General features: G+C 71.8%; 22 protein-coding genes, 1 tRNA gene and 2 rRNA genes (1 of these 25 running past the window's edge). 12 read left to right on the top strand and 13 right to left on the bottom strand.

Annotation, left to right across the window (positions count from 1 at the left end; all coding sequences use genetic code 11):
* Position 1: 1 nt before the first annotated feature.
* Together BKA05_RS06590 and BKA05_RS06585 are read right to left on the bottom strand one after the other, a co-directional pair.
* On the bottom strand, positions 2-1,081 hold the full coding sequence (locus BKA05_RS06590) for an amidohydrolase family protein (protein ID WP_218842343.1): 1,080 nt from the start codon (positions 1,079-1,081) through the stop codon (positions 2-4).
* A gap of 73 nt (positions 1,082-1,154) precedes the next feature.
* Entirely contained in the window at positions 1,155-2,717 is a 1,563-nt protein-coding gene (locus BKA05_RS06585) for an AMP-binding protein (RefSeq protein ID WP_179530716.1), read from the bottom strand.
* A gap of 301 nt (positions 2,718-3,018) precedes the next feature.
* Between BKA05_RS06585 and BKA05_RS06580 the strand changes: the two genes are divergently transcribed.
* The 3 genes from BKA05_RS06580 (at position 3,019) to BKA05_RS06570 (ending at position 5,587) form a co-directional block, all read left to right on the top strand.
* Complete coding sequence (locus BKA05_RS06580) at positions 3,019-3,657, top strand: hypothetical protein (RefSeq protein WP_179530715.1); 639 nt, start codon at positions 3,019-3,021, stop codon at positions 3,655-3,657.
* Positions 3,658-3,737: 80 nt separating this feature from the next.
* A complete protein-coding gene (locus tag BKA05_RS06575) occupies positions 3,738-4,358 on the top strand; it encodes a copper chaperone PCu(A)C (protein ID WP_179530714.1) in 621 nt (206 codons plus the stop codon).
* Positions 4,358-5,587: a Dyp-type peroxidase gene (locus BKA05_RS06570; protein ID WP_179530713.1), complete on the top strand. Its 1,230-nt coding sequence runs from the start codon at positions 4,358-4,360 to the stop codon at positions 5,585-5,587. The genes BKA05_RS06575 and BKA05_RS06570 overlap by 1 nt, the downstream gene beginning before the upstream one ends.
* A gap of 32 nt (positions 5,588-5,619) precedes the next feature.
* Here the strand turns inward: BKA05_RS06570 and BKA05_RS06565 are convergent, their stop codons facing one another.
* From BKA05_RS06565 to BKA05_RS19580, 5 genes are all read right to left on the bottom strand, one after another.
* Positions 5,620-6,198: a TMEM165/GDT1 family protein gene (locus BKA05_RS06565; protein WP_179530712.1), complete on the bottom strand. Its 579-nt coding sequence runs from the start codon at positions 6,196-6,198 to the stop codon at positions 5,620-5,622.
* Between the two features lie 234 nt (positions 6,199-6,432).
* Positions 6,433-6,504, bottom strand: a tRNA-Val gene (locus tag BKA05_RS06560).
* A gap of 204 nt (positions 6,505-6,708) precedes the next feature.
* The gene (locus BKA05_RS06555; RefSeq protein ID WP_179530711.1) at positions 6,709-7,173 is read right to left on the bottom strand and encodes a peroxiredoxin; all 465 of its coding nucleotides are present in this window, start codon (positions 7,171-7,173) and stop codon (positions 6,709-6,711) included.
* Positions 7,170-8,789 (bottom strand): AMP-binding protein, encoded by a 1,620-nt coding sequence (locus tag BKA05_RS06550; RefSeq protein WP_179530710.1) that lies wholly within the window; start codon positions 8,787-8,789, stop codon positions 7,170-7,172. The genes BKA05_RS06555 and BKA05_RS06550 overlap by 4 nt, the downstream gene beginning before the upstream one ends.
* A gap of 16 nt (positions 8,790-8,805) precedes the next feature.
* Entirely contained in the window at positions 8,806-9,246 is a 441-nt protein-coding gene (locus BKA05_RS19580) for a DUF3052 domain-containing protein (RefSeq protein WP_298749353.1), read from the bottom strand.
* A gap of 268 nt (positions 9,247-9,514) precedes the next feature.
* Between BKA05_RS19580 and aceE the strand changes: the two genes are divergently transcribed.
* On the top strand, positions 9,515-12,250 hold the full coding sequence (gene aceE, locus BKA05_RS06540; RefSeq protein ID WP_343045778.1) for a pyruvate dehydrogenase (acetyl-transferring), homodimeric type: 2,736 nt from the start codon (positions 9,515-9,517) through the stop codon (positions 12,248-12,250).
* A gap of 15 nt (positions 12,251-12,265) precedes the next feature.
* Here the strand turns inward: aceE and BKA05_RS06535 are convergent, their stop codons facing one another.
* The gene (locus BKA05_RS06535) at positions 12,266-13,210 is read right to left on the bottom strand and encodes an alpha/beta fold hydrolase (RefSeq protein ID WP_179530708.1); all 945 of its coding nucleotides are present in this window, start codon (positions 13,208-13,210) and stop codon (positions 12,266-12,268) included.
* A 186-nt stretch (positions 13,211-13,396) separates the two neighbouring features.
* Between BKA05_RS06535 and BKA05_RS06530 the strand changes: the two genes are divergently transcribed.
* The 7 genes from BKA05_RS06530 (at position 13,397) to BKA05_RS06500 (ending at position 20,487) form a co-directional block, all read left to right on the top strand.
* Positions 13,397-14,584, top strand: a complete 1,188-nt coding sequence (locus BKA05_RS06530; RefSeq protein ID WP_343045546.1) for a PucR family transcriptional regulator — start codon at positions 13,397-13,399, stop codon at positions 14,582-14,584.
* 92 nt (positions 14,585-14,676) lie between these two features.
* The gene (locus tag BKA05_RS06525) at positions 14,677-15,861 is read left to right on the top strand and encodes an acyltransferase domain-containing protein (RefSeq protein ID WP_179530706.1); all 1,185 of its coding nucleotides are present in this window, start codon (positions 14,677-14,679) and stop codon (positions 15,859-15,861) included.
* On the top strand, positions 15,861-16,874 hold the full coding sequence (locus BKA05_RS06520) for a beta-ketoacyl-ACP synthase III (RefSeq protein ID WP_179530705.1): 1,014 nt from the start codon (positions 15,861-15,863) through the stop codon (positions 16,872-16,874). Before BKA05_RS06525 ends, BKA05_RS06520 begins: the two co-directional genes overlap by 1 nt.
* A 118-nt stretch (positions 16,875-16,992) precedes the next feature.
* The gene (locus tag BKA05_RS06515) at positions 16,993-17,241 is read left to right on the top strand and encodes an acyl carrier protein (RefSeq protein ID WP_179530704.1); all 249 of its coding nucleotides are present in this window, start codon (positions 16,993-16,995) and stop codon (positions 17,239-17,241) included.
* The gene (locus BKA05_RS06510; protein ID WP_179530703.1) at positions 17,241-18,506 is read left to right on the top strand and encodes a beta-ketoacyl-[acyl-carrier-protein] synthase family protein; all 1,266 of its coding nucleotides are present in this window, start codon (positions 17,241-17,243) and stop codon (positions 18,504-18,506) included. Before BKA05_RS06515 ends, BKA05_RS06510 begins: the two co-directional genes overlap by 1 nt.
* Positions 18,506-19,948, top strand: coding sequence for an acyl-CoA carboxylase subunit beta (locus BKA05_RS06505; RefSeq protein ID WP_179530702.1), 1,443 nt, complete (start codon positions 18,506-18,508; stop codon positions 19,946-19,948). Before BKA05_RS06510 ends, BKA05_RS06505 begins: the two co-directional genes overlap by 1 nt.
* Before the next feature lie 92 nt (positions 19,949-20,040).
* Positions 20,041-20,487 carry a hypothetical protein gene (locus tag BKA05_RS06500; protein WP_179530701.1) on the top strand — a complete coding sequence of 149 codons (447 nt, stop codon included), beginning with the start codon at positions 20,041-20,043 and terminating at the stop codon, positions 20,485-20,487.
* Positions 20,488-20,490: 3 nt separating this feature from the next.
* On the opposite strand, the gene BKA05_RS06495 is transcribed toward BKA05_RS06500, so the two are convergent.
* Together BKA05_RS06495 and BKA05_RS06490 are read right to left on the bottom strand one after the other, a co-directional pair.
* Positions 20,491-21,024 (bottom strand): DUF3145 domain-containing protein, encoded by a 534-nt coding sequence (locus BKA05_RS06495; protein ID WP_179530700.1) that lies wholly within the window; start codon positions 21,022-21,024, stop codon positions 20,491-20,493.
* 154 nt (positions 21,025-21,178) lie between these two features.
* Positions 21,179-22,075 carry an alpha/beta fold hydrolase gene (locus BKA05_RS06490; protein WP_179530699.1) on the bottom strand — a complete coding sequence of 299 codons (897 nt, stop codon included), beginning with the start codon at positions 22,073-22,075 and terminating at the stop codon, positions 21,179-21,181.
* A gap of 59 nt (positions 22,076-22,134) precedes the next feature.
* On the opposite strand from BKA05_RS06490, the gene BKA05_RS06485 reads away from it, so the two are divergent.
* A complete protein-coding gene (locus BKA05_RS06485) occupies positions 22,135-22,680 on the top strand; it encodes a hypothetical protein (protein ID WP_179530698.1) in 546 nt (181 codons plus the stop codon).
* A 3-nt stretch (positions 22,681-22,683) separates the two neighbouring features.
* On the opposite strand, the gene BKA05_RS06480 is transcribed toward BKA05_RS06485, so the two are convergent.
* The 3 genes from BKA05_RS06480 to BKA05_RS06470 form a co-directional block, all read right to left on the bottom strand.
* Complete coding sequence (locus BKA05_RS06480) at positions 22,684-23,613, bottom strand: tetratricopeptide repeat protein (protein WP_246289766.1); 930 nt, start codon at positions 23,611-23,613, stop codon at positions 22,684-22,686.
* A gap of 63 nt (positions 23,614-23,676) precedes the next feature.
* Positions 23,677-23,793, bottom strand: a 5S ribosomal RNA gene (gene rrf, locus BKA05_RS06475).
* 149 nt (positions 23,794-23,942) lie between these two features.
* Positions 23,943-25,060: ribosomal RNA gene (locus tag BKA05_RS06470) — 23S ribosomal RNA — on the bottom strand; it runs 1,994 nt beyond the window's last position.

Here is a 25,060-nt window from a genome sequence, read left to right as displayed (position 1 = left end):
CTCAGAGGCGGTAGACCGCCCTCGCGTTGTCCCGGAACACCTTGCGCAGCAGGTCCGGCCCGCCACCGGCCAGCAGGTCGGCGAGCGCGCCCACCACGACGCCGTACGCCGTCACGGACTTGTCCATGGGGAAGTTCGACCCGAAGAGCAGCCGGTCGGGCCCGAACACCTCGGTGGTGTGCTCCACGAGCGGGGCGACCCGCTCCGCGAGCTGCTGACGGGTGAGTCCCCGCTCGCGGTGCCCCAGCGTGGGGAACGCCAGGCCGGAGTGCTTGGCCACCACGTTCGGGCACGAGCCGGCCAGCTGGGCGATGTCGTCGCGCCAGCGGGCGAGCAGGTCGCGCCGCTCGCCGTCGCTCCGCGCGGTGGACCTGCCCATCGGTCCGCACACGCCGACCGGCGGGGCGTAGTGGTCCAGCACGATCGTCGTGTCGGGGTACTCCTGCGCCAGCGTCACGACCTCGGGGACCTGGTGGGAGTAGACGTAGGCGTCGAAGGTCAGCCCGCGCTCGGCGATCGCGGCGAACCCGCGCAGGAAGGCCGGCGACGTCATCACGCCCGGCTCGTCGATCCAGTCCAACACCCCGCGATCGGGGTGCCAGGTCGTCATGAACCGGACCCCGCGGAAACGCTCGCTGGCCCTCAGGTGTGCGTCGAGCAGGTCGCCACAGCCGGGGTCACGCGGATCCGCGTTGCCCACGACGGCCGCGAGCACCGGCCGGCCGGAGGCCCCGAAAGGCAGGGTCTCGAGCCACGCCGTCTCGGCGGACTGGTCGGGTCCGTGCCAGCCGGCCTGCACGTGCACGGCGGCCTCCACCGGGACCCCCACCGCCTCGAGGGTCTCCGCGGTGTCGCGGGCGTAGTCCTCGGGCAGGTAGGGCCTGGCGACGTGCTGTGCGGTGAGGACGAGCTCCCTCTTGGGCCGGGGCAGCAGCACGGGCAGCAACCGCTCGAAGAGCCGAGGAGCGCGGCGGTAGAGGGGCGCCAGGCGCGACGCCTCCCGGGGCGTCGCGAAGGGATCCCACTGGTGGATGTGGGTGTCGATGATCGCCGGCACGACGCCGTGCAGGGACGTGGTCACGTGGGTCCTCCTGTCCTGTCCCCGCCCGGGGACCGCGGACCCCAGTCCACCCGATCCTGGACGCTGACGGCGGTCAGTTCACCTGCCGGTCACGGCCCTCCCAGTACGGCGCCCGCAGCTTGAACTTCTGCAGCTTGCCGGTGGCGGTGCGGGCCAGCTCGTCGCGGAACTCGATCGAGGTGGGGGCCTTGTAGCCGGCCGCCTTGTCCTTGCACCAGGCGATGAGCTCGGCCTCGGTGACCTGCTCGCCGGGTGCCAGGACGACCAGGGCCTTGATGGTCTCGCCCCACTTCTCGCTCGGCACCCCGATGACCGCGACCTCGGAGACCGCGGGGTGGGAGAACAGCACGTCCTCGACCTCGATGGAGGAGACGTTCTCCCCGCCGGTGATGATCACGTCCTTCTTCCGGTCGCTGATCGTGAGGTAGCCGTCCTCGCCGATCACGCCGCCGTCCCCGGTGTGGAACCAGCCCCCTGCCAACGCACGGGCGGACTCCTCGGGCTGGTCCCAGTAGCCCTCGAGCACGACGTTGGAGCGGGCCAGCACCTCGCCCCCGCCCTCCCCGTCCTCGTCCGGCGCGGAGGTCGAGAGCCGTACGCCGAGCGCCGGAGCACCCGCGCGGGTCAGCAGCCCCGCGCGCTCCTCGGCCGGCAGGTGGTCCCACTCCGCGCGGGTGCGGTTGAAGGTGAGCAGCGGGCTGGTCTCGGTGAGGCCGTAGATCTGGATGAACTCCCAGCCGAGCTCCTCCTGCACCCGCACGACCGTCTTCGTCGGCGGCGGGGCGCCGGCCATGATGATCCGCACCCGGTCGCGGCCGGGGATCTCGCCCTCCCAGTCCTGGGCGGCCTCCAGCACGGCAGCCGCCACGGCGGGGGCGGCGCACATGACCGTCACCCCGTGCTCGGCGACGCGGCGCAGGATCTCCGCGCCGTCGATCTTGCGCAGCACCACGTGCTTGGCGCCCAGGCCTGTCATCGCGTACGGCATGCCCCAGCCGTTGGCGTGGAACATCGGCAGCGTGTGGAGGTAGACGTCGCGATCGCTGACTTGCGCGTGCATCGCGAAGGTGACGGCGTTGACCCAGATGTTGCGGTGGGTGATCTGCACGCCCTTGGGTCGCGCGGTGGTGCCGGAGGTGTAGTTGATGCACGCCGTGGCGTTCTCGTCGGGCTCCCACGGCTGCGGCACCGTGCCCTCGGGGGCGTAGAGCAGGTCGTCGTCACCGATGACGAAGCGGTGCTCGGCGGTGACGTCGGCCAGCGCCTCGTCGAGCTCGGGGTCGACGATCAGCACCCGGGCCCCGGAGTGCTCCACGATGTAGCGCACCTCGTCGGGACGCAGCCGGAAGTTGACCGGCACCAGCACCCGGCCGTAGCCCGAGACCCCGAAGAACGACGTCAGCAGCCGGGCGGAGTTGTGCGAGACGACCGCCACGCGGTCCCCGACCCCGATGCCGAGCTCGTCGAGCCGGGCTGCCTGCCGGGCGGCGAGCGAGGCCATCTCCGCGTAGGTCAGCTCCCCCTTGGTGCCCAACGGCGCCGCCGGCTGGTCGGGCTCGTCGACCACCCCGGTGCGCTCGCCGTAGACGGTGAGGGCACGCTCGATGAAGTCGGACACGCTGAACGGGACGATCATGGGGAGCTCTCCTGGTGCGACCTGACGTGATCGGGTGTGACGCCCGCCACCCTAGGTCGCCCCGGGTTGGCGATCGGCTGTCCGACCGTTCGTCGTCGCCGAGCGGCGCGAGCGTGCGGCGAGTGGCGGGCGTCACCGTGAACGGCGGGACTGCCGCGGCACCGCCCCCTACCCTGGGTACGTCGACCCCCGAGCCTGCGAGGCCACCATCACCACCACCCCCACCAGCACGGCACCGGGCGCCCACCCGGTCCCCGGCTCGGCGCTGGTGTGGGCCCGGGCCGCCGTGCTCGGTGGGGCCATGGCCCTGGTCGGCACCGTCTCGCACACCTCGGCCGGCGGCCTGCTGCCGTCCCCTGTCGTCGTGGCGCTGATGACGCTCGCCTGCGTCGCGGTGGCGGCCGCCTTCCTGACCGGCCCGGCCGGTCCGCTGCGGGTCGTCGCGCTCCTCGTGGGCGGCCAGACCGGCGTGCACGTCGCCCTGACCCTCGCCGCGGGCCACGTCGGCGACGCGGCGGCAGCCGTGCCGATGCGCTCGGGCAGCCCGCTGACCCCTGCCGCGGTCGACGGCCGCCGTGTCGGCTCCCTGATGGAGCAGAGCCACGCCGCCGCCACGACCGCGCCGGGCATCGACGCCTCCGTGCTGGCCCACCTGCAGGGACAGGGCCTGGGCATGCTGACCGCGCACACCGCCGCCGCCGTCGCGCTCGGCCTCTGGCTGGCCCTGGGCGAGAAGGCCCTGTGGCGGGTGCTGCTGCTCACCGCCCAGGGCGCCTTCCGGGCCATGACCCGGGCCCGGTGCCTGCAGGCCCTCCTCGCCGCGCTCGCCGCCCCCCGCCCCGCACGCCTGCCCGTCCGGCCCCGGGTCACCCGGCCGGCCGGGTTGCGCCACCACCGCGTCGTACCCCACCGCGGGCCCCCGGTCCTCCTCGCCTCCTGACCCCGGCTCCCCGGCGACCGACCGCCCGGAGCCTCCCCACGCGCCGTCCCGGCGCGCCCAGAGACGAGGAAGAACCACCCATGCACACCCTGATCACGCGACCCGCCCGGGTCCTCGCCCTGTCCGCCTCCGCGCTGCTGCTCACCGCCGGCCTCGTCGCCTGCGGGGAGGAGGCCGACACCACCGCGGGCGACACCACCGCGGCCACGACCGACGCCGGCTCCTCCCTGGTGGTCGGCGACCCCTGGGTCCGCGCCACCGCGGGCACCGAGGACACCTCGATGACCGCCGCCTTCATGACCATCGACAACACCGGCGACGAGGACGTCACCCTCGTGGGCGCCTCCAGCGACATCGCCGGTTCGGTCGAGATCCACGAGATGCTCATGGTCGACGGCGCCATGGCGATGCGGGCCATGGAGTCCGGCCTGGTCATCGAGGCCGGCCGGGGCAAGGTCCTCGAGCCCGGTGGCTACCACGTGATGCTCATGGGCATGACGACCGAGCTCGCCCCCGGCGACGAGGTCGACCTCACCCTGGAGCTCTCCGACGGCTCCACGCAGGAGCTCACCGTCCCGGTGAAGGAGTTCACCGAGGAGGAGGGGCACTACCACGAGCCCGGCACCGACGAGGACCACTCGCACGGTGACGAGGACTCCGACACGGACGAGGACGAGCACTCCTCGGACCACTCGCACTGATGCCGGACCCCAGCAGCCCCCGCCGGATCAGCCGCCGGGGACTCCTGGGCTACGCAGGGACGACCGGGCTCGGCGCCGCCGCGGGCGCCGGCCTGGTCGTGGCCGCGGGTGGGGGCTCCCCCGCCCCGGCCAACCCTGCGGGCCCCGCCGCCCCGGTGCCGGGAGCCACGGTGTCCCCCTGGGGCGCGCACCAGCCGGGCGTGGCCCAGCACCCACCGGCGGTGACCGAGATCGTCGCGCTCGACCTCCTCGAGGGTGTCGAACGTGAGGCACTCGGTCGGCTGATGCGGGTGTGGACCGGCGACGTCGAGGCCCTGACCGCCGGCCGCGGAGCACCGGGCGACCCGGCGCCCTGGTTGTCGGCCGCCGCCGCCGACCTCACCATCACCGTGGGCGTCGGCCCCGGCGCCCTCGGCGCCGACCGCTTCGGCGAGGGTCCCAGCGGCTTCGCCGAGGTCCCGCCGATGACCCACGACCGTCTCGAGGAGCGCTGGTCCGGTGGCGACCTGTGCGTGACCGTGGCCGGTCGCGACGGCACCACCGTCGCCCACGCCGTACGCCGGATGGTGGCCGACGCCGAGCCGTTCGCCCGTCTCCGGTGGCGCCAGGTCGGCTCCTGGAACGGCACGGACCCCGACGGTCGCCCGCAGACCGGGCGCAACCTCTTCGGCCAGGTCGACGGCTCCGGCAACCCGCGTCCGGGCACCGAGCTGTTCGACGACACCGTCTGGGTCGGCGGGGGCCGGTGGGCCGGCGCCACCACGATGGTGCTGCGGCGGATCCGGATGGACCTCGACACCTGGGACGACCTCACCCGTGACGAGCAGGAGCGGTCGGTGGGTCGCACCCTCGCCGATGGCGCCCCGCTGACCGGTGGTGCGGAGCTGGACGACCTCGACCTCACCGCGCAGGCCCAGGGGCGCCTGGTGGTCCCCCTGGACGCCCATGCCCGCCGGTCGCACCCGAGCCTGCACGGCGGCCGGCGGATCTTCCGCAAGGGCGCCAACTACACCCGCGAGGTGGAGACGCCCCGGGGTGCCCGGGTGGAGAGCGGGCTGCTCTTCGCCAGCTACCAGGCCGACCTCGCCGACCAGTTCGTCCCGCTGCAGCGGTCCCTGGACGAGCTCGACCAGCTCAACGAGTGGACCACCGCCATCGGGTCGGCGGTGTTCGTGGTGCTGCCCGGGTTCGAGGCCGGCTCCTGGCTCGGGGAGTCGCTGCTCACCTGAGCCGCGGGGTCCGGGGCCCGGGGCGGGGCTGGCTACAGCGCGCCCGCACCGTCCAGCACGAGGAGCAGCCCGAAGAGCGCGAACAGCGCGGCAGCGCCGTACCGGATGGTGCGCTCGGGGAGCTTGCGGCCGAGCACGGCACCGACACCGATGGCCAGGGCGTCGGCGGCGACCATGCCGACCGTGCTGCCGATCCACGTGCCCAGCCAGCCCTCCTGGGTGGCCAGGGTGATGGTCGCGAGCATCGTCTTGTCGCCGAGCTCGGCGAGGAAGAAGGCGACACCGACCGCGACGATCGCCATGCCGGTGCTGCGCCGGGCCTTGTCGGCCTCCTCCTCGGTGAGCTCGTCACCGCGCAGCGTCCAGAGGGCGAAGCCCAGGAACGCCACGCCGGCGACCACCGAGATGGCGCCCTGGTGGTCGGCGAAGGCGTCGCCCACCCAGTAGCCGATCCCGACCGAGGCCAGGTGTACGACCGCGGTGGCGACGGTGATGCCGATGAGCACGTCGCGGGCGCGGTAGCGCGCCGCGAAGGTCATCGCCATCAGCTGGGACTTGTCGCCGAGCTCGGCGACGAAGATGACGGCGGTGCTGAGCAGGAAGGCGTACATCGAAGTGTCCTCTCGTGCCCGACCTCGGGGCGACCTGGGGACGCGCCTTCGGCCGGGCGCATCGTGGGTGCGTGAACCGGCCGAAAGTCTCGTCCGCCACCGAGGTGGCCTGCCGTGCCGGGCGCCCGGCGGACCGGGCAGCCAGTGTGTCGACACGACTGTTGGGGACTACTCCCTCTCGTGCCCTCGACCTTACAAGACACGGGGCCGGCCGGACGCACCGGTGGGCATCGGTGGGCGCAGAGGGGATCGAACCCCCGACCACCTCGTTGTAAGCGAGGTGCTCTACCGCTGAGCTATACGCCCGTGCGAGGCAGGACCCTACCGAGGGCGGGGCCCGGCTGCGGAAACGGCATGCTCCGGAAATGAGTCGAACCGCTGGCGTCTCGGGTCACCAGCGGTTCGACGTCTCCTACGGTACGTGGTCCGGTCGGGAAAACCCCGTGCTGCAAGGGAAAAACCCTCCTCCGGTCCAGACCATCCCCGGGAGGGGTGGATCCCTGAGGGTGCTCAGACGGCGTCGGCGAGCTGGCGCAGGTGCTCGTCGAGGTCGCGGCCCTCGGGCATGGAGTGGTGCACGGCCCAGCGGATGGCTCCCTCGCGGTCCACGACGTAGGAGGAGCGCCGCGGGCAGCCGTTGCGCTCGTCGAAGACGTCGTAGGCCCGGGAGACCTCGCCGTGCGGCCAGAAGTCCGAGAGGAGCGGGAAGTTCAGCCCGTCGGCGTCGGCGAAGGCACGCAGCGCGAACATCGGGTCGCAGGAGATCGCCATGACCTCGGTGTCGAAGGTCATGAACTCCGCCAGCCGGTCGCGGATGCCGGCCATCTCGCCGGTGCACACCCCGGAGAAGGCGTAGGGGTAGAAGAGGATGGCCACGGCCTTGGTGCCGCGGTACGACGACAGCGAGACCTCCTGGCCGAACTGGTCGCGCAGGGTGAAGTCCGGGGCCGGGTCCCCGATGCGCAGGCCGGTCACGCGTCGTCCCGCTGGGTCAGCTCGCGCTTGAGGACCTTGCCGGTGGCGTTGCGCGGCAGCTCGTCGAGGAAGACGACGTCGCGGGGGACCTTGTAGCGCGCGAGGTTCTCCTTCACCCAGGCCCGGATGCCCTCCTCGTCGAGGGAGGAGCCCTCGCGTCGCACCACGAAGGCGCGCAGCCGCTGGCCGAACTCGTCGTCCTCGACGCCCACGGCCGCGACCTCGGCCACGTCGTCGTGACGGGCGATGCAGTCCTCGACCTCCTTGGGGAAGACGTTCTCGCCGCCGGAGACGATCATCTCGTCGTCGCGACCCTCGACGTAGAGCCGGCCGTCCTCGCGGAACCGGCCGACGTCGCCGGTGGACATCAGGCCGTCGACGACCTCCTTGCTGCCGCCACCGGTGTAGCCCTCGAAGAGCAGGCCGTTGCCGACGAAGATCCGGCCCGGCTCACCGTCCGGGACCGGCCGGCCGTGGTCGTCGAGGATCTTCACGACGGTGGCGTACGGCGGGCGGCCGGCCGTGGACGGCGACTCGCGCAGGTCGTGCGGGCCGGCCACGGCGGCGTAGGCCACCTCGGTCGAGCCGTAGGTGGAGTACAGGTTGTCGCCGAAGCGGTCCATCCAGGTGAGCGCGAGCTCGCCTGGCAGGGCCGAGCCCGACGAGGCGACGACCTCCACCCGGGACAGGTCGTAGCGGTCGAGCACCTCAGCGGGCAGGGCGAGGATGCGCTGCAGCATGACCGGGATGACCACGATCGACTCGCAGCGCTGGTCCTGGACGACCCGCAGGCACTCCTCGGGGTCGAAGCGGCGTCGCAGCACGAGGGTGGAGCCCAGCAGCATGCCCAGCGCCATGTGGCCGAAGCCCCAGGTGTGGAACAGCGGCGCCGCCACGTGCGTGCGCCACCCGGCGTGCAGCGGCATGAGGGAGAGCAGCGAGACCGCGGCATCGACGCCGGCCTCGGAGCGCGGGGCGCCCTTGGGCGTGCCGGTCGTGCCCGAGGTCAGGATGATGATGCGGCCGTGCCGCCCGGGCGCGCTGAGGTCTCCGTCCTCGTGCTCGTCGATGATGCCGTCGAGCGTCGGCAGGTCGGGCGAGCCCGCGTCGCACCACCCGAGGACCGTGACGGGCACGTCGACGCCCTCGAGGAGAGCGGTGAACTCCTCGTCGAGGACCAGGGCCCGGGGCCGGTCGCGCTCGAGCAGCTCGCGCAGCTGCGGACCGGAGAAGGCGGTGTTGAGGTAGAGCACGTCGGCGCCGAGCTTGGCCGCCGCGATCGAGGTCTCGATGAAGCCGCGGTGGTTGCGGCACATCACCGCCACCGCGTCGCCCTCGCCGACGCCCCGGGCCGCGAGACCCCGTGCCACGGCGTTGGAGCGACGGTGCAGCTCGCCCCACGTCAGCTCACCGCGCTCGTCGATGATCCCGACGGCGTCGGGGGTGCGGATGGCCAGTGAGGCGAAGCCGCCGGCCGGTCCGGTCCCCCACTCCCGGAGCATCAGCCCGAGGCGGGCGAGCACCACCGGCGAGTAGGGCCGGATCACGCCCGCCCTGCCGAGCACCTTCACGCTGGTGGCGGCAGCACCGACACCCTGGACGACCTTGGAGAGCACGCCCGGGAGACTAGCGTCAGGCAGGGGTCTTGGGAGCCACCAGGCGGGTGGCGGCCCACTCCTTGGAGACCGTGGCGGTGGTCGTCTGGGAGAGCCCGGCGATCGGGGCGGCCTCGGCGACCTCGGAGGCGTCGACCGCGTTGGGGCGACCCACCTTCGGGGTGAGCAGCCAGATCGAACCGCCGCCGACGAGGTCGGTCAGCGCGTCCACGAGGCCGTCGACCAGGTCGCCGTCCTCGTCGCGCCACCAGAGCAGGACGGCGTCGACGACGTTGCCGTAGTCGCCGTCGACCATGTCGGCGTCGATGGCGTTCTCGACGGCCACGCGGAGCTCGTCGTCGGAGTCGGAGTCCCAGCCCAGCTCCTGCACGACCATGCCGGTGCTCAACCCGAGCCGTTCTGCCACGTCGTTCGCAGGGCCTGTCTGGGTGGACCCGCCACCCGCGGTCGAGCTCACCAGCGCCTCCTCGTCCTCGCGACCGTCCTGCGGTCGCGTCAGTCGGTTGCCGGTCCGGGAGTCGGACCGGTGGTGGTAGTCCAGCGGACTCCCGGGTGTTCCGCAACCCGTTCCCCACATCTGCGCACCGCTGAGCGGACGGCCACGCACCGCCTGCGGGACTACTCACGGGTAAATACCGTCGCCTCCTCTCGCGTGCCACGATGGCCGGGTGACAGACGACTCATCCACCGTTCCTGGCACCCGCACCGGCACCACCCCGTCGGTCATCCACGAGGGCCTGCCCACGCAGCTGCCGGACATCGACCCCGACGAGACCGCCGACTGGATCGCCTCCTTCGACGCGATGCTCGACGAGCGCGGTCGCGACCGGGCGCGCTACGTGATGCTGCGCCTGCTCGAGCGGGCCCGCGAGACCCAGGTCGGCGTGCCCGCGCTGCGCAGCACCGACTACATCAACACCATCCCGCCCGAGCGCGAGCCGTGGTTCCCCGGCGACTACGAGGTCGAGCAGCGCATCCGCGCCTTCCTGCGCTGGAACGCCGCGGTGATGGTCTCCAGCGCCAACCGCAAGGGCCTCGAGGTCGGTGGGCACATCGCCACCTACCAGTCCTCCGCCAGCCTCTACGAGGTCGGCTTCAACCACTTCTTCCGCGGCAAGGACCACGAGGGCGGAGGCGACCAAGTCTTCATCCAGGGTCACGCCTCCCCCGGCATCTACGCCCGGGCGTTCCTCGAGGGCCGGCTCACCGAGGAGCAGCTCTACCGCTTCCGCCAGGAGGTCCAGCACGGCCGGGGCGCCGGCCTGTCGTCGTACCCCCACCCGCGCCTGATGCCGGAGTTCTGGGAGTTCCCGACGGTCTCGATGGGCCTCACGGCCATCAACTCGATCTACCAGGCCCGCTTCAACCGCTACATGCACAACCGCGGCATCAAGGACACCTCCCAGCAGAACGTCTACGCCTTCCTCGGCGACGGCGAGATGGCCGAGCCCGAGTCGCTCGGCGCGATCCGCGTGGCCGCCCGCGAGGAGCTGGACAACCTCACCTGGGTGGTCAACTGCAACCTCCAGCAGCTCGACGGCCCGGTGACCGGCAACGGCAAGATCATCCAGGAGCTGGAGTCGAACTTCCGCGGTGCCGGCTGGAACGTCATCAAGGTCATCTGGGGCCAGGGCTGGGACGACCTGCTGGCCCGTGACGTCGACGGCGTGCTGGTCAACAAGATGAACTCCACGCCCGACGGCGCCTTCCAGACCTACTCGGTCGAGGACGGCGCCTACGTCCGGGAGAACTTCTTCGGGTCCGACCCGCGCCTGCGCAAGATGGTCGAGCACATGAGCGACGCCCAGATCCAGAAGCTGCCGCGCGGTGGCCACGACTACCGCAAGGTGTACGCCGCCTTCGACGCCGCGGCGAAGCACACCGGTCAGCCGACGGTGATCCTGGCCAAGACCGTCAAGGGCTGGACGATCGACGCCCTCGAGGGCAAGAACGCCACCCACCAGATGAAGAAGCTCACCCCCGAGGACCTCAAGAAGTTCCGGGACCGGCTCTACCTGCCGATCTCCGACCGCGACCTCGAGCGCTCCTACGAGGAGACCGGCGCCGCGCCGTTCTTCCACCCCGGCGAGGACAGCCCGGAGATGGAGTACATGCGGCACCGCCGCGAGGAGCTCGGCGGCTCCCTGCCCAAGCGGGTCGTGCGCGCCAAGCCCCTCACGCTCCCCGAGGACAAGGTCTACGCCGAGCTGAAGAAGGGCTCGGGCAAGAACTCCGTCGCCACCACCATGGCCCTCGTGCGCCTGCTCAAGGACTGGATGCGCGACCCGGGCATCGGCAAGCGGCTCGTGCCGATCGCCCCCGACGAGTACCGCACCTTCGGCATGGACTCGATGTTCCCGAGCGCGAAGGTCTACAACCCGCAGGGCCAGCGCTACGAGTCGGTCGACCGCAAGCTGCTGCTGAAGTACACCGAGTCCGAGCAGGGCCAGCTGCTGCACGAGGGCATCTCCGAGGCCGGTGCGATGGCCTCGGCGACCGCCGCCGGGTCGGCGTACTCCACCCACGGCGAGCCGATGATCCCCTTCTACATCTTCTACTCGATGTTCGGGTTCCAGCGCACCGGTGACTCGGTGTGGGCGATGGCCGACCAGCTGGCGCGCGGCTTCCTCATCGGCGCCACGGCCGGTCGCACCACGCTCACCGGCGAGGGGCTGCAGCACGCCGACGGGCACAGCCCGCTGCTGGCGGCGACCAACCCCGCGGTCGTGCACTACGACCCGGCCTTCGCCTACGAGCTCAGCCACATCATGAAGACCGGCCTGGAGCGGATGTACGGCTCGACCGAGGAGCACCCGCACGGCGAGGACGTCATCTACTACCTCACCGTCTACAACGAGCCGGTCCCCCAGCCCGCGGAGCCCGACGACGTCGACGTCGAGGGCATCCTCAAGGGCATCCACCGCGTCTCCACCGCCTCCGGGGACGGCCCGCGCGTGCAGCTGATGGCCTCGGGCGTCGGCTTCCCCTGGGTCGACCGGGCCGCGCGGTTGCTGGCCGAGGACTGGGGCGTGCAGGCCGACACGTGGTCGGTGACGTCGTGGAACGAGCTGGCCCGTGACGCCGTGGCCGCCGAGGAGTGGAACCTCCTGCACCCCGGCGAGGCCCCGCGCACGGCGTACGTCGCCGACACGCTGGCCACCGCCGACGGGCCGTTCATCGCCGTCTCGGACTACATGACCGCGGTCCCGATGCAGATCGCGCGCTGGGTCCCCGGCGACTACTGCGTGCTGGGCGCGGACGGCTTCGGCTTCGCCGACACCCGGCCCGCGGCGCGACGGTTCTTCCACATCGACGCCGAGTCCGTCGTGGTGCGCAGCCTGCAGGCGCTGGCCGACGCCGGCGAGATCGACCCCGGTCTGGTGCAGAAGGCCTTCGACCAGTACAAGGTCGACGACCCGACCGCCACCCGCGGGGTCGAGCAGGAGGGCGGGGACGCGTAGTCCTCCGCCCGCCTCTCACGCCTCGGCGAGCAGCTCCACCGGTCCGACCGGCGGCACGTAGCCGTTGCGCAGCAGCTGACGCCACCTGGCCCGCGAGTACGTCGCGGGCTGGGTGGTGCGCACGAAGTCGGTGACGATCCGCGCGAAGCGCTGTGGGTGGTCCTTGTGCGGGAAGTGCCCGCTGTTGGGGATCACCTCGACCCGTGACTTCGGCGCGAGTGCTGCCGCCAGGCTCGCGTGCCGCACGGGGATGACCCGGTCGTCGCGACCCCACACCACGCACATGGGCATGGCCTGGGTCAGGTAGGCGCGGTCGGCCATGGTGACGATCTGGCCCTTCCAGTCCACGACGGCCCGCACGACGTGGCGGATCGCGGCCCTGGCGGCCGGGTCCTTGAAGGAGTCGTAGATGTCGGCGACCTCGGCGAGGTCGTGGGTGCCCTTCAGCGGGAGCGACGACAGCGCCTTCATGCCGGCGACGCCGAGGTGGCGCACCCCGGGCAGCGTGGCCAGCCCCATGGCCTGGTGGAAACCCGGGGTGGTGATGGCACGGATGGCCGGGGACACCTCGGGGCCCAGGCCCCCCGACGCCACGAGCACGACCCGCTCGGTGCGCTCGGGGAACTGGTAGGCGAACTGCATGGCCACCCCGCCACCGAAGCTGTGCCCGATCACCGTGACCTTGTCGATGCCCAGGACCGTCAGCAGGTCGCGGACCCCGTTGGCGTAGCCGCCGACGCTGTAGTCCGCGCGCGGCTTGGCCGAGAGCCCGTGCCCGAGCAGGTCGGGGGCGATGACGGTGAAGCGCTTGGCGAGGTCGTCGATGACCGGTCCCCACGTGGTGTGGTCGCAGCCGAGCCCGTGCAGGAGCAGCAGTGCGGGCCCCTCACCGACCTTCACGTAGGCCCGTCGGTGGCTGTGGATCGTGAGGTACTGGACCTCGTGGGGGGTGCTCGGCACCGGGCCTCCTCGCATCGCGTGGGCCGTGTTCACCGGACGGGGGGCCGCGGTGCACGGTTGCGTTTGATCACTGTCACGTAGATTTCCCTTGCACGTAAGGGCATTCGTCGTTTCTTGACCCGACGGTGACCACGCCGGACCGAACAGGTCCGGAAAGCGGACACGGCGATGTCCTACCGTGGCGTCGTGCCGCGTGCCCCTCTCCCGCCCCGAGCCTCCGCGGCCAGTCGGCTGCGTCGGTCCGCGGGCGCCCTCAGCACCGCGGCCACCGCGGGCATGGAGGAGCAGCTCCCGTGGTTCTCCGAGCTGAGCGCCCAGGACCGTTCCTGGGTCGGGGTCATCGTCCAGGCCGGCGTCCAGAACTTCGTGGAGTGGTACGCCGCGGGCGGACCCACGCTCGGGACCCCGCAGGGGGGCACGGAGCTGGCCGCCACGGTCTTCGGTGCCGCGCCCCGCGCCCTGGCCGGCGTGATCACCCTGCAGCAGACCGTCGACCTCGTCCGGCTCTCGATCGACGTGGTGGAGGCCTCCGTGGACGACGTCCTCGAGGGCGAGGACGCCGAGGCGGTGCACGCGGCCATCCTGCGCTACGCCCGCGAGGTCGCCTTCGCGACCGCGGAGGTCTACGCCCGGGCCGCTGAGGCCCGGGGGGCGTGGGACGCCCGCCTGGAGGCCCTGGTCGTCGACGCCGTCCTGCGCGCCGAGACCGACGAGACGCTGCTCTCGCGCGCCAGCGCGCTGGGCTGGCGCGCCCGGGGCGAGGCGTGCGTGGTCATCGGCCGGGTGCCCGCCCAGCGCTCCGAGGCCGATCTGTTCGAGCACGCCCGCCACCTCGCGCGCGCCCTGGACCTCGACGCCCTCTGCGCCGTGCAGGGCGACCGGCTGGTGCTGCTGCTCGGCGGCGCGCACGACCCCCGCGCGGCCGGCACCGCGCTGCTCGACGTCTTCGACCCCGGCTCCCCCGTCGTCGTCGGCCCCCCGGTGGCGGACCTGGCCGAGGCCCAGCACTCCGCACGCATCGCCCAGGCGGCCTACCGGGTGGCGCCCGGCTGGCCGGACGCCCCGCGGCCGGTGCTGGCCGACGAGCTGCTGCCCGAGCGCGTCCTCGGCGGGGACGGGCACGCGCGCCGACACCTCGTCGAGGAGGTCTACCTCCCGCTCGTCGGCTCCGGCGAGGCGGTGGAGACGCTGCACGCCTACCTCGAGGGTCCGCGCTCCATCGAGGCCGCGGCCCGTGCGCTGTTCGTCCACGCCAACACCGTGCGCTACCGACTGCGTCGCATCACCGAGCTGACCGGTCACGACCCGACCACCCACCGCGGCGGGCTGGCGCTGCAGCTCGCGCTGATCCTGGGGCGGCAGGCCGGCCGATAGGCTCCGTTTGTGGGATCCCCACAACAAACGGTGGCTCAACTTCGTCGATGTCCCGCGTGAATCGTGGACCTCCTACCAGGCACAGTGAACACGTGCTCGTCATCGTCGCCCCCGGACAGGGTGCCCAGTCCCCCGGTTTCCTCACCCCCTGGCTCGAGGATCCCGCCTTCGCCGCGCGCTTCGAGTGGCTCTCCACCGTGGCCGGGCTCGACCTGGTCGAGCACGGCACCACCTCCGACGCCGAGACCATCCGTGCCACCGAGGTCGCCCAGCCGCTGCTGGTGGCCACCGGCCTGGTCGCCGCCCTGCAGCTCTTCCCCCACCCCGGGGACGCCTTCGAGCAGATCGGTGCGGTGGCCGGCCACAGCGTCGGCGAGATCGCCGCCGCCGCCGGCGCGCGCGTCATCACCGCCGAGCAGGCGATGGTCCTCGTCCGCGAGCGCGGCCTGGCGATGGCGGCGGCCTCGGGCCGCACCCCGACCGGCATGACCGCCCTGCTCGGCGGCGACCCCGAGGAGGTGGCCGCCGCCCTGGCCCGCCACGGCCTCACGGCGGCCAACGACAACGGTCCCGGGCAGGTCGTCGCCGCCGGCACCCTCGAGCAGCTCGCCGCGCTGAAGGCCGACCCGCCGGCCAAGGCACGACTGATGCCGTTGTCGGTCGCCGGCGCCTTCCACACCCACCACATGGCGCCGGCCGTGGAGCGGCTGGCCTCGCTCGCCCGCTCGGTCTCGGTGCACGACCCGCGCACCCGCGTGATCTCCAACCGCGACGGTCGCGTCGTCCACGACGGCCGCGACGTCCTGGCCCGGATCGTCGGGCAGATCGCCTCGCCCGTCCGCTGGGACCTGTGCATGGAGACGATGACCGACCTCGGGGTCACCGGCGTCCTGGAGATGCCGCCCGCCGGCACCCTCACCGGCATCCTCAAGCGCCAGCTCCCGGGCGTGGAGACCTTCGCCCTGAAGTCCCCCGACCAGCTGGATGCCGCGCGCGCCTTCTGCGACCGCCACGGCGAGTCGGCCGGGCTCGAGACCACCCCGACCTGGCGGATGGTCGTCTCGCCGGCCAAGGGCACCTTCCACCGCGACGCCGAGGCCGCCGACCTCGACGTGCTGCGTGCCGGTGCCGCCATCGGGGGCGTGGCCAGCCTGCGCGACACCGTGTCGGTCACCGCGGCGCACGGGGGGCAGGTCGTGGAGTGGCTGGTGGAGGACGGCGACCTCGTCTCCCCCGGCCAGCCGCTGCTGCGCCTGCACCCCGAGGGTGCCGCCTGATGCCGCTCCCCGCCTCCGGGCTGCGCTCGCAGCAGGGCGTGCCCCACGCCGCCCTGCTCGGCATCGGCGCCTACCGGCCCAGCCGGGTCGTCCCCAACAGCGAGGTCGTCGGGGGCATCGACTCCAGCGACGAGTGGATCCGGCAGCGCTCGGGCATCGAGAGCCGTCGCTGGGCCACCGCCGAGGAGAGTGTCCAGGTGATGGCCGTCGCGGCCGCCCGGCAGGCGCTGGAGCGCTCCGGGGTGGACGCACGACAGGTCGACTGCGTCGTCGTCGCCACGGTCAGCCACCTGCTGCAGACGCCGGCGCTGGCCACAGCGGTCGCCCACGAGCTCGGCACCGACCAGGCTGCGGCGTACGACGTCTCGGCCGCCTGCGCGGGCTTCTGCCACGGCATCGCGCTGGCCTCGGACATGGTGCGTGCCGGCAGTGCCGGGCACGTGCTGGTGATCGGGGTCGAGAAGCTCTCGGAGATGACCGACCCGACCGACCGGGGCACTGCCTTCATCTTCGCCGACGGCGCCGGCGCCGCGGTCGTGGGACCCAGCCCGACCCCGGGCATCGGCCCGGTCGTGTGGGGCTCCGACGGTGAGCAGTTCGACCTGATCCGCAACCGGGAGGACTGGCGCGACGTGCTGGCCTCGGACCACCCGCGGATGCCGCACCTGGTGATGCAGGGCAACGCGGTCTTCCGCTGGGCCTCGTTCGCGATGGCCAAGGTCGGCCTGCAGGCCCTCGACCGGGCCGGCCTGGCCGTCGAGGACCTCGACTGCTTCGTCCCCCACCAGGCCAACATGCGCATCACCGACGCCATGGCCCGCGCCATGAAGCTCCCCGACGGCGTGCGGATCGCCCGTGACATCGTCGACCAGGGCAACACCTCGGCCGCCTCGATCCCCCTCGCGCTGGACCGCATGGTCTCCGAGGGCGAGGCCCGGTCGGGCGACACCGCCCTGCTCATCGCCTTCGGCGCCGGCCTGGCGTACGCCGCCCAGGTCGTCGTCGTGCCCTGACCCCGGTCCGGGCAGCACCACCCAGCACCACCCAGCACCACCCAGCACCACCCAGCACCACCCAGCACCACCAGCCTGCACCACCCACCAGCACCACCACGAGAAGGAGAACCGCCTGATGGCCACCACCGAGGAGATCCGCAGCGACCTCGCCGAGATCGTCAACGAGGTCGCCGGTGTCGACGCCGACGACGTCCAGCTCGACAAGTCCTTCGTCGACGACCTCGACGTCGACTCGCTGTCGATGGTCGAGGTCGTCGTCGCCGCCGAGGAGAAGTTCGGCGTCTCGATCCCCGACGACGAGGTCAAGAACCTCAAGACCGTCGGTGACGCCGTCGCCTACATCGAGCGCGCCTCCGCCGCCTGATGGCTCCCACACGCGTCGTCGTCACCGGCCTCGGGGTCACCTCACCCGTCGGAGGTGACGTGCCCTCCACCTGGGAGTCCCTGCTCGCAGGGCGCTCCGGGGTGCGGGCACTCACCGAGGACTGGGCCGCAGACCTCCCCGTCCGCATCGCGGGCCGGGTGGCCGTCGAGCCCACCGAGGTCCTCGAGCGGGTCAAGGCCCGCCGCCTGGACCGCTCCTCCCAGCTCGCGATGGTCGCGGCCACCCAGGCCTGGGCCGACGCGGGGCTCGAGGGGACGGCCGACGAGGGTGGGCTGGACGGCGACCGCGTGGGGGTGGCCTTCGCCTCCGGGATCGGCGGCGTGACCACGCTGCTGTCGAACTACGACACGATGCTGGAGAAGGGCCCCCGCCGGGTCTCCCCCCTGGCCGTGCCGATGCTGATGCCCAACGCCCCTGCGGCCACCATCAGCCTGATGGTGGGCGCGCGGGCCTTCGCCAGCACACCGGTCTCGGCGTGCGCCTCCGGCAACGAGGCCATCGCCCTGGGCCTGGACCAGCTCCGGCTCGGACGCGCCGACGTCGTCGTGGTCGGCGGCACCGAGGCGGCGATCCATCCGCTCAACATCGCGGCCTTCGCCAACATGATGGCGCTGTCGAAGACCGCCAGCGGTCCCGAGGGCGGCGACCCCACCACGGTCTCGCGCCCCTGGGACACCGCCCGTGACGGCTTCGTCCTGGGCGAGGGCGCCGGCTGCCTGGTCCTCGAGACCGAGGAGCACGCTCGTGCTCGCGGAGCACGCGTCTACGCGACCGTGCTCGGCGCGGGCGTCACCGCCGACTCCCACGACATCGCCCAGCCCGACCCCCAGGGCCGCGGCGGCACCCGGGCCATCGCCCGGGCGCTGGCCGAGGGCGACGTGGACCCGGCGGACGTCGCGCACGTCAACGCCCACGCCACCTCCACGCCCCAGGGCGACGTGGCCGAGGGCCTGATGCTGCACGCCACCTTGGGCTCGCACGCCACCGACGTGGTCGTGACCTCGACGAAGTCCATGACCGGGCACCTGCTCGGCGGCGCGGGCGCGCTCGAGGCGGTGGCCACGGTGATGGCCCTGCACCACCGGGTCAGCCCGCCCACGATCAACCTCGACGAGCAGGACCCCCGGGTCGACCTCGACATCGCGACCAAGGCCCGCGACCTTCCGCTGGGCGACATCGTCGCCCTCAACAACAGCTTCGGCTTCGGCGGCGCCAACGTGGCCGTGGCCTTCGGGAGCGTGTGATGACCGTCCAGACCCAGCCCGCCCCGGTGCGACCGGCCAAGCCGCCGAGGGAGGAGGACCCCCGGCACCCGCTGAAGCGCCTGGGGGCCCTGCTCGACGACGGCAGCCTGGAGCTCATCTCCCCCGACGACGACTCCGGCATGCTGGCCGTGGTCGGCACCGTCCGGGGCGCCCCGGTCGTCGCCTTCTGCTCCGACGCGACCGTGATGGGCGGGGCGATGGGTGACCTGGGCTGCCGGGTCGTGGTCGACGCCTACCACCGCGCCATGACCGACAGGGTCCCGATCATCGGCCTGTGGCACTCCGGCGGCGCACGGCTGGCCGAGGGCGTGCTGAGCCTGCACGCCGTGGGCAGGATCTTCCAGGTGATGACCCAGGCCTCCGGCCGCATCCCCCAGATCTCCGTCGTCCTGGGCCCCGCCGCGGGCGGCGCCGCCTACGGGCCGGCCCTCACCGACGTCGTCATCCTCGGGCCCGAGGGCCGGATCTTCGTCACCGGTCCCGACGTCGTCCGGTCGGTCACCGGCGAGGACGTCGACATGCTCCGCCTCGGTGGCCCCGAGCCGCACGGGCGCCGCTCCGGCGTGGTCCACGTGCTCACCGAGAGCGAGCAGGAGGCCCTCGACCGCGCCCGTGGCCTGGCCTCCCTGCTCGGGTCCCAGGGCAGCCTGCGCCTGGCCGACGTCGACGACCGGGACCTCGGCGCCCTGCTGCCGGAGTCGCGCAAGCGCGCCTACGACGTGCACCCCCTGGTCGAGTCGCTGCTCGACGAGGGCTCGGTGCAGGAGCTGCACGCCCGCTGGGCCCCCAACATCGTCACGGCCCTCGGCCGCCTGGGCGGTCGCACCGTCGGCGTGGTGGCCAACAACCCGCTGCGCCTGGGGGGCTGCCTGGACTCGCTGTCCGCGGAGAAGGCCAGCCGCTTCGTGCGGATGTGCGACGCCTTCGCCATCCCCCTGGTCGTGGTCGTCGACGTCCCCGGCTACCTGCCCGGGGTCGGTCAGGAGTGGGACGGGGTCGTGCGCCGAGGCGCGAAGCTCCTGCACGCCTTCGGCGAGTGTGTCGTGCCGCGCGTGACCCTGGTGACCCGCAAGACCTACGGCGGCGCCTACATCGCGATGAACGCCCGCTCCCTGGGCGCCACCCGGGTCCTGGCCTGGCCCGGCGCCGAGGTGGCCGTCATGGGCGCCGTGGCCGCGGTGCGGATCCTGCACCGCCGGCGCCTGGCCGAGGTCTCCCCCGACATCCGGCCCCAGGTCGAGGCCGAGCTGGCCGCCGAGCACGAACGGATCGCCGGCGGCGTCGAGAAGGCCGTGGAGATCGGGGTCGTGGACGAGGTCGTCGACCCGGCCCGCACGCGCAGCGCGATCGCGCACGCGATCGACGCGGCCGTCCAGGCCAGCGGCGTACGACGGGGCCACCACGGCAACATCCCGCTGTGACCGCGGACCCGGATCCGCACCGCGGGCGGGGGTTTGCGTAACTCCCGCCCGGTCTGTGACGTTGTCATGACGTCCATCACAGGGAGGTCCACATGACGACGCACCAGCCGGTCCTGCGGCCGTTGCTCGCCCTCGCGGTCGTGCTCATCGGCGCGCTCGTGCTCACCCTCGCGCCGCTCGCTCCGGCCGACGCGGGCAAGGGCAAGGCGATGGCGGAGTACGCCCAGACCTTCCGGGGCAACGGCACCCTGCACGAGGGCTGCCGCAACTACCGCTACAAGTACAAGATCACCCCGCCCGAGGACGCCGACACCTGGGCGCTGGAGACCTTCCTGACCGACCGTCGCGGCACCACCATCGCCTCGGACGGCATCTTGAAGGGCGCGGCGAAGGCGAAGGGCACCTCGCGCTTCCGCTTCTGCCGGGAGAACACCGTCCCCGGCAGGTTCAAGCTGCGTGGGAAGTTCACCTACAAGGTCGGGTTCGACACCTTCGACGGCTGGATCGAGCCGACCTTCTTCCGCCTCAGGGCACAGTGAGGGTCACACCACCTGGTGCAACCACCGGACCGGGGCGCCGTCGCCGGCGTGCCGGAAGGTCTCGAGCTCGTCGTCCCACGGCTTGCCGAGCAGCTTGTCGATCTCCTCGAGCAGCGTGACCTCACCGAGCGCCGACTTCACGACCGCGGCCTTGAGGCGGTCCTCGGGGATGAGGATGTCGCCGTGCAGGCCGGTGACGGCGTGGAAGACGCCGAGCTCGGGGGTGAAGGAGTAGCGCGAGCCCTCCGTGGAGGGTGTCGGCTCCTCGGTGATCTCGAAGCGCAGGTGGTTCCAGCCGCGCAGCGCGGAGGCCACCGCCGCCGCCGTCCCGGCCGTGCCGGTCCACGAGAGCTCCGCACGGTAGCTGCCGGACTGGGCCGGCTGCGGGGTCCAGTCGAGGTTCACGGGCGCACCGAGGACACCGCCGACGGCCCACTCCACGTGCGGGCACAGCGCAGACGGCGCTGAGTGCACGTAGAAGACGCCCCTCGTCGCGGTGCGGGTGGCAGTGTTCGTGGTCACCTGGACCTCCTTCATCTCCGGCGCGAGCTACGCCTTCCCCAGCGGGCTCGCCATCGAGATGACCTGGACGTCAGGTCAGTCACGTGCGTATGTGGTTGTGGGGTCCATTGTGACCGATGGGGCCCCTGAGCACCAGTAGCGGCGCCCGCGTCACGTCGGCGTGTCCCGGTCAGCTGCCCAGGGACATGACCGTCGAGAGCACCTCCTCGGCGATGCCCAGGCCCCCCAGGTGGCTCTCCCCGTCGATGACGCTCATCGCGGCGTCCGGGAGCCGGTCCACCACGTGTGCGCCGTGGTGGAAGGGCACGATGTGGTCGTCGTCGCCGTGCCACCAGCGCACGGGGACCCGGACGTCGGCCAGCGCGAAGCCCCACTCACGGGTGAACAGGATGAGGTCGTGGATCGGCGCCGAGGTCTGGAAGCGGCTGCCGTTGAGGAGGTCGTCGAGGAACATCGCCTTGAACTCGGGGCGTCCCAGGAGGTTCTTGTCCCCGGGCGGCTGCACGGCGGCGTAGAGGTCCAGCCCGGGGCCCGCCACCGGCCTGGCCAGCCGGATCAGCTGGGTCAGAGCCACACCGAGGGGCACCCGCCCCGCCCTCAGCAACGGCGAGAGCCACTTGGCCAGCTGGATCACCCCTCCGGCGGCGGCATCCGGTCCCAGGACGGGCGCGACCCCGCCGAGCACGGCGATCCCCTGCACCCGCTCACCCAGAGCGGCGCCGGCCGCCAGCACGTAGGGCCCACCACCGGACAGCCCGACCAGCCGCACGGTGTCCACGGCCAGGGCATCGAGCAGCAGCTCGAGGTCGCCGGCCCAGTCCAGGAGCTGGGGGTACAGGTGCGGGGTGGACGACCCGATCCCCGGTCGGTCGATGCCGATGATCCGCAGCCCGTGCTGCTCGGCGTACGCGCGGGCCTCGAACGGGATCTGACGGCGCGCACCGGGGGTCCCGTGCATCCACACGATCGCCGACCCCCGCGGGCTGCCGTACTCGGCGAAGCTGAGGCGGCGACCGTCGCGCACCGCGACGCTGCCCTCCAGGGCTGGTCTCTTCACGTCCTTCACGCCCCGTAGTGTGACAGCCCTCTCAGCCACCGCGGCCCCGGTACCCCTACGCTGCGGCCATGAGCCACGCGTCCGCGCCCACGCCCGCACCGGGCGACGCGGGGACCCTGCGCCTGACCGGCAACCGGTGGCGGTCCCTCACTGTGGCCCTCGTCGGCGCCGCGCTCGTGCTGGTGCTCGGCAGCTGGTGGGCCACCCACCCCGCCGACCTACCCGTCCGCGACGGGCACGTCACAGCCGTGACGACGCCCGGACGCCCGGTGTACGTCGGCGTCTACTCCGGCGCGGCCGACGACCGGGTGCTGCGGGTGGGTGGCGTGCACGTCCACACCGATGCGACCGTCCCGGTGGTCGTGGAGCCACTGCTGTGCCGGGGAGGCTCGGTCAGCGTCACCTCGGACGCGGCGGCCTTCTGCACCGAGCTGATGCCGCCCGACGGCCAGCAGCTCGGCCCCGGGGACTCACTGCTGGTGAAGGTGACCGGTGACGAGGCCGGTGCGGCCTTCGTCGCCCGGGTCTCGGTGACCTTTCGCAGCGGCCTGCGCGTCGGCACCAGCCCGGCGGGGACCAGCGCCGTCATTGCGATCGTGCCGCCGACGTCCTGAGACCTACTCGGCGGCCGACTCCAGCGCGCTGGCCCGCTCGGCGGCGTCGGTGATCTCCTCGGCATCGATCGCGTCGGTGCGGTGGAACCAGGTGAGCGCCTCGGTCGGGCGTCCGGCGGCCTCGAGCGTGTCGGCGTAGGCGTAGCGCAACCGCACCACCCAGGGCTCGCGGCTCTTGTTCATCAGCGGGGCCTGCTCCAGCACCCGCAGAGCAGCGTCGAGCTGACCCATGTCGCGTCGGGCACCGGCCTCGACGATGGTCATCTCGGCCTTCGCCGGGGCGGCGAAGTTGGCCACCGACGGGCTCTGCGCCAGCTTCACGGCCTGCTGGGGCTGGCCCAGTGCGCGGTGGCAGTCGGCCATGATCGGCAGGTAGTCGGTGGCGCCGTTCATGCGCTTGGCGGCCCGCAGCTCGGCCAGTGCCTCGGAGTAGTGACCCGCCGCGTACGCCGCCTCGCCGGCGGCCTCCCGCACGACGGCGAGCCGAGGAGCGCGGGCGCGCGCGGCCAGCGCGTGCTGGTAGGCGGTCTCGGGGTCCTCGTCCACCAGCAGGCCGGCGGCCGCCAGGTGGCGGGCAACGCGGGACGCGAGCTTCTCCGGGAGACCCTTCAGCTGCGCCGCGACCCCGCGGTCCAGCTCCTTGCCGGTGATGTCCTCGGGCAGCTCCGGACCGTCGTACACGGCCTGGTCGGCGGTCCGGGGGCCACGCTCCTCACGGGGCGGGCGGCCGGCACGCGAGAACGAGCGACCACCGGAGCCGGCGCTGTCGCCACGTCGCTGGTCGCTGCCGCCGCGGCGCTGGTCACCGGACCCGCGGCGCTGCTCGCCACTGCCGCCTCGTCGCTGGTCGCTGCCGCCGCGGCGCTGGTCGTTCCCACGAGTCGGACGACCGCCGCGACCGGACGGGTTGTTCCCGGAGCGTTCCTGAGCCACGTCGTTGGTTCCTCTCACAAATGCGCGTAGGGGCCACCTTGCGGTGGCCCCTACGGAGTGTATGTCCGGCGGCGTCCTACTCTCCCACGACCTCGCGGTCGCAGTACCATCGGCGCTGAAAGGCTTAACTTCCGGGTTCGGGATGGGACCGGGTGTTTCCCTTTCGCTATGGCCGCCGTAACTCTGGCGACTCACCACACCCCTAACTACCCGTGCGGGGTTGGGGGGTGGTGGTCAAACTTGTGTGTTTGTGTGTGGACGCGAACATGTGCGCTGGCGTGTTGTCTCAGTCAGTCGACACTGTGTTTGTGTGTCTTGTTGAGTGAGTGTGGGACAAGCCCTCGGCCTATTAGTACCGGTCGGCTGGGCATTGCTGCTGTACACCTCCGGCCTATCAACCCAGTGTTCTGCTGGGGGCCTTACCCGGTTAACCCGGTGGGAAACCTCATCTTGAAACGTGCTTCCCGCTTAGATGCATTCAGCGGTTATCACTTCCGAACGTAGCTAACCAGCCGTGCCCCTGGCGGGACAACTGGCACACCAGAGGTTCGTCCATCCCGGTCCTCTCGTACTAGGGACAGCCTTTCTCAAGTTTCCTGCGCGCGCGGCGGATAGGGACCGAACTGTCTCACGACGTTCTAAACCCAGCTCGCGTGCCGCTTTAATGGGCGAACAGCCCAACCCTTGGGACCTACTCCAGCCCCAGGATGCGACGAGCCGACATCGAGGTGCCAAACCATCCCGTCGATATGGACTCTTGGGGAAGATCAGCCTGTTATCCCCGGGGTACCTTTTATCCGTTGAGCGACCACGCTTCCACATGCCGTGGCCGGATCACTAGTTCCGACTTTCGTCCCTGCTCGACATGTCTGTCTCACAGTCAAGCTCCCTTGTGCACTTACACTCGCCACCTGATTGCCAACCAGGCTGAGGGAACCTTTGAGCGCCTCCGTTACATTTTAGGAGGCAACCGCCCCAGTTAAACTACCCATCAGGCACTGTCCCTGATCCGGATAACGGACCTAGGTTAGACATCTAGTACGACCAGAGTGGTATTTCAACGTTGACTCCACAACCACTGGCGTGGCTGCTTCACAGTCTCCCACCTATCCTACACAAGCCGAACCAAACACCAATACCAAACTATAGTAAAGGTCCCGGGGTCTTTCCGTCCTGCCGCGCGTAACGAGCATCTTTACTCGTAGTGCAATTTCGCCGAGTCCACGGTTGAGACAGTGGGAAAGTCGTTACTCCATTCGTGCAGGTCGGAACTTACCCGACAAGGAATTTCGCTACCTTAGGATGGTTATAGTTACCACCGCCGTTTACTGGGGCTTAAATTCTCCGCTTCGAGATTGCTCTCTAACAGGTCCTCTTAACCTTCCAGCACCGGGCAGGAGTCAGTCCGTATACATCGTCTTACAACTTCGCACGGACCTGTGTTTTT

Origin of the sequence: Nocardioides marinus, from assembly GCF_013408145.1 — a bacterium.
GTDB lineage: Bacteria > Actinomycetota > Actinomycetes > Propionibacteriales > Nocardioidaceae > Nocardioides > Nocardioides marinus.
This window is presented reverse-complemented; position numbering and strand designations above follow the sequence as displayed.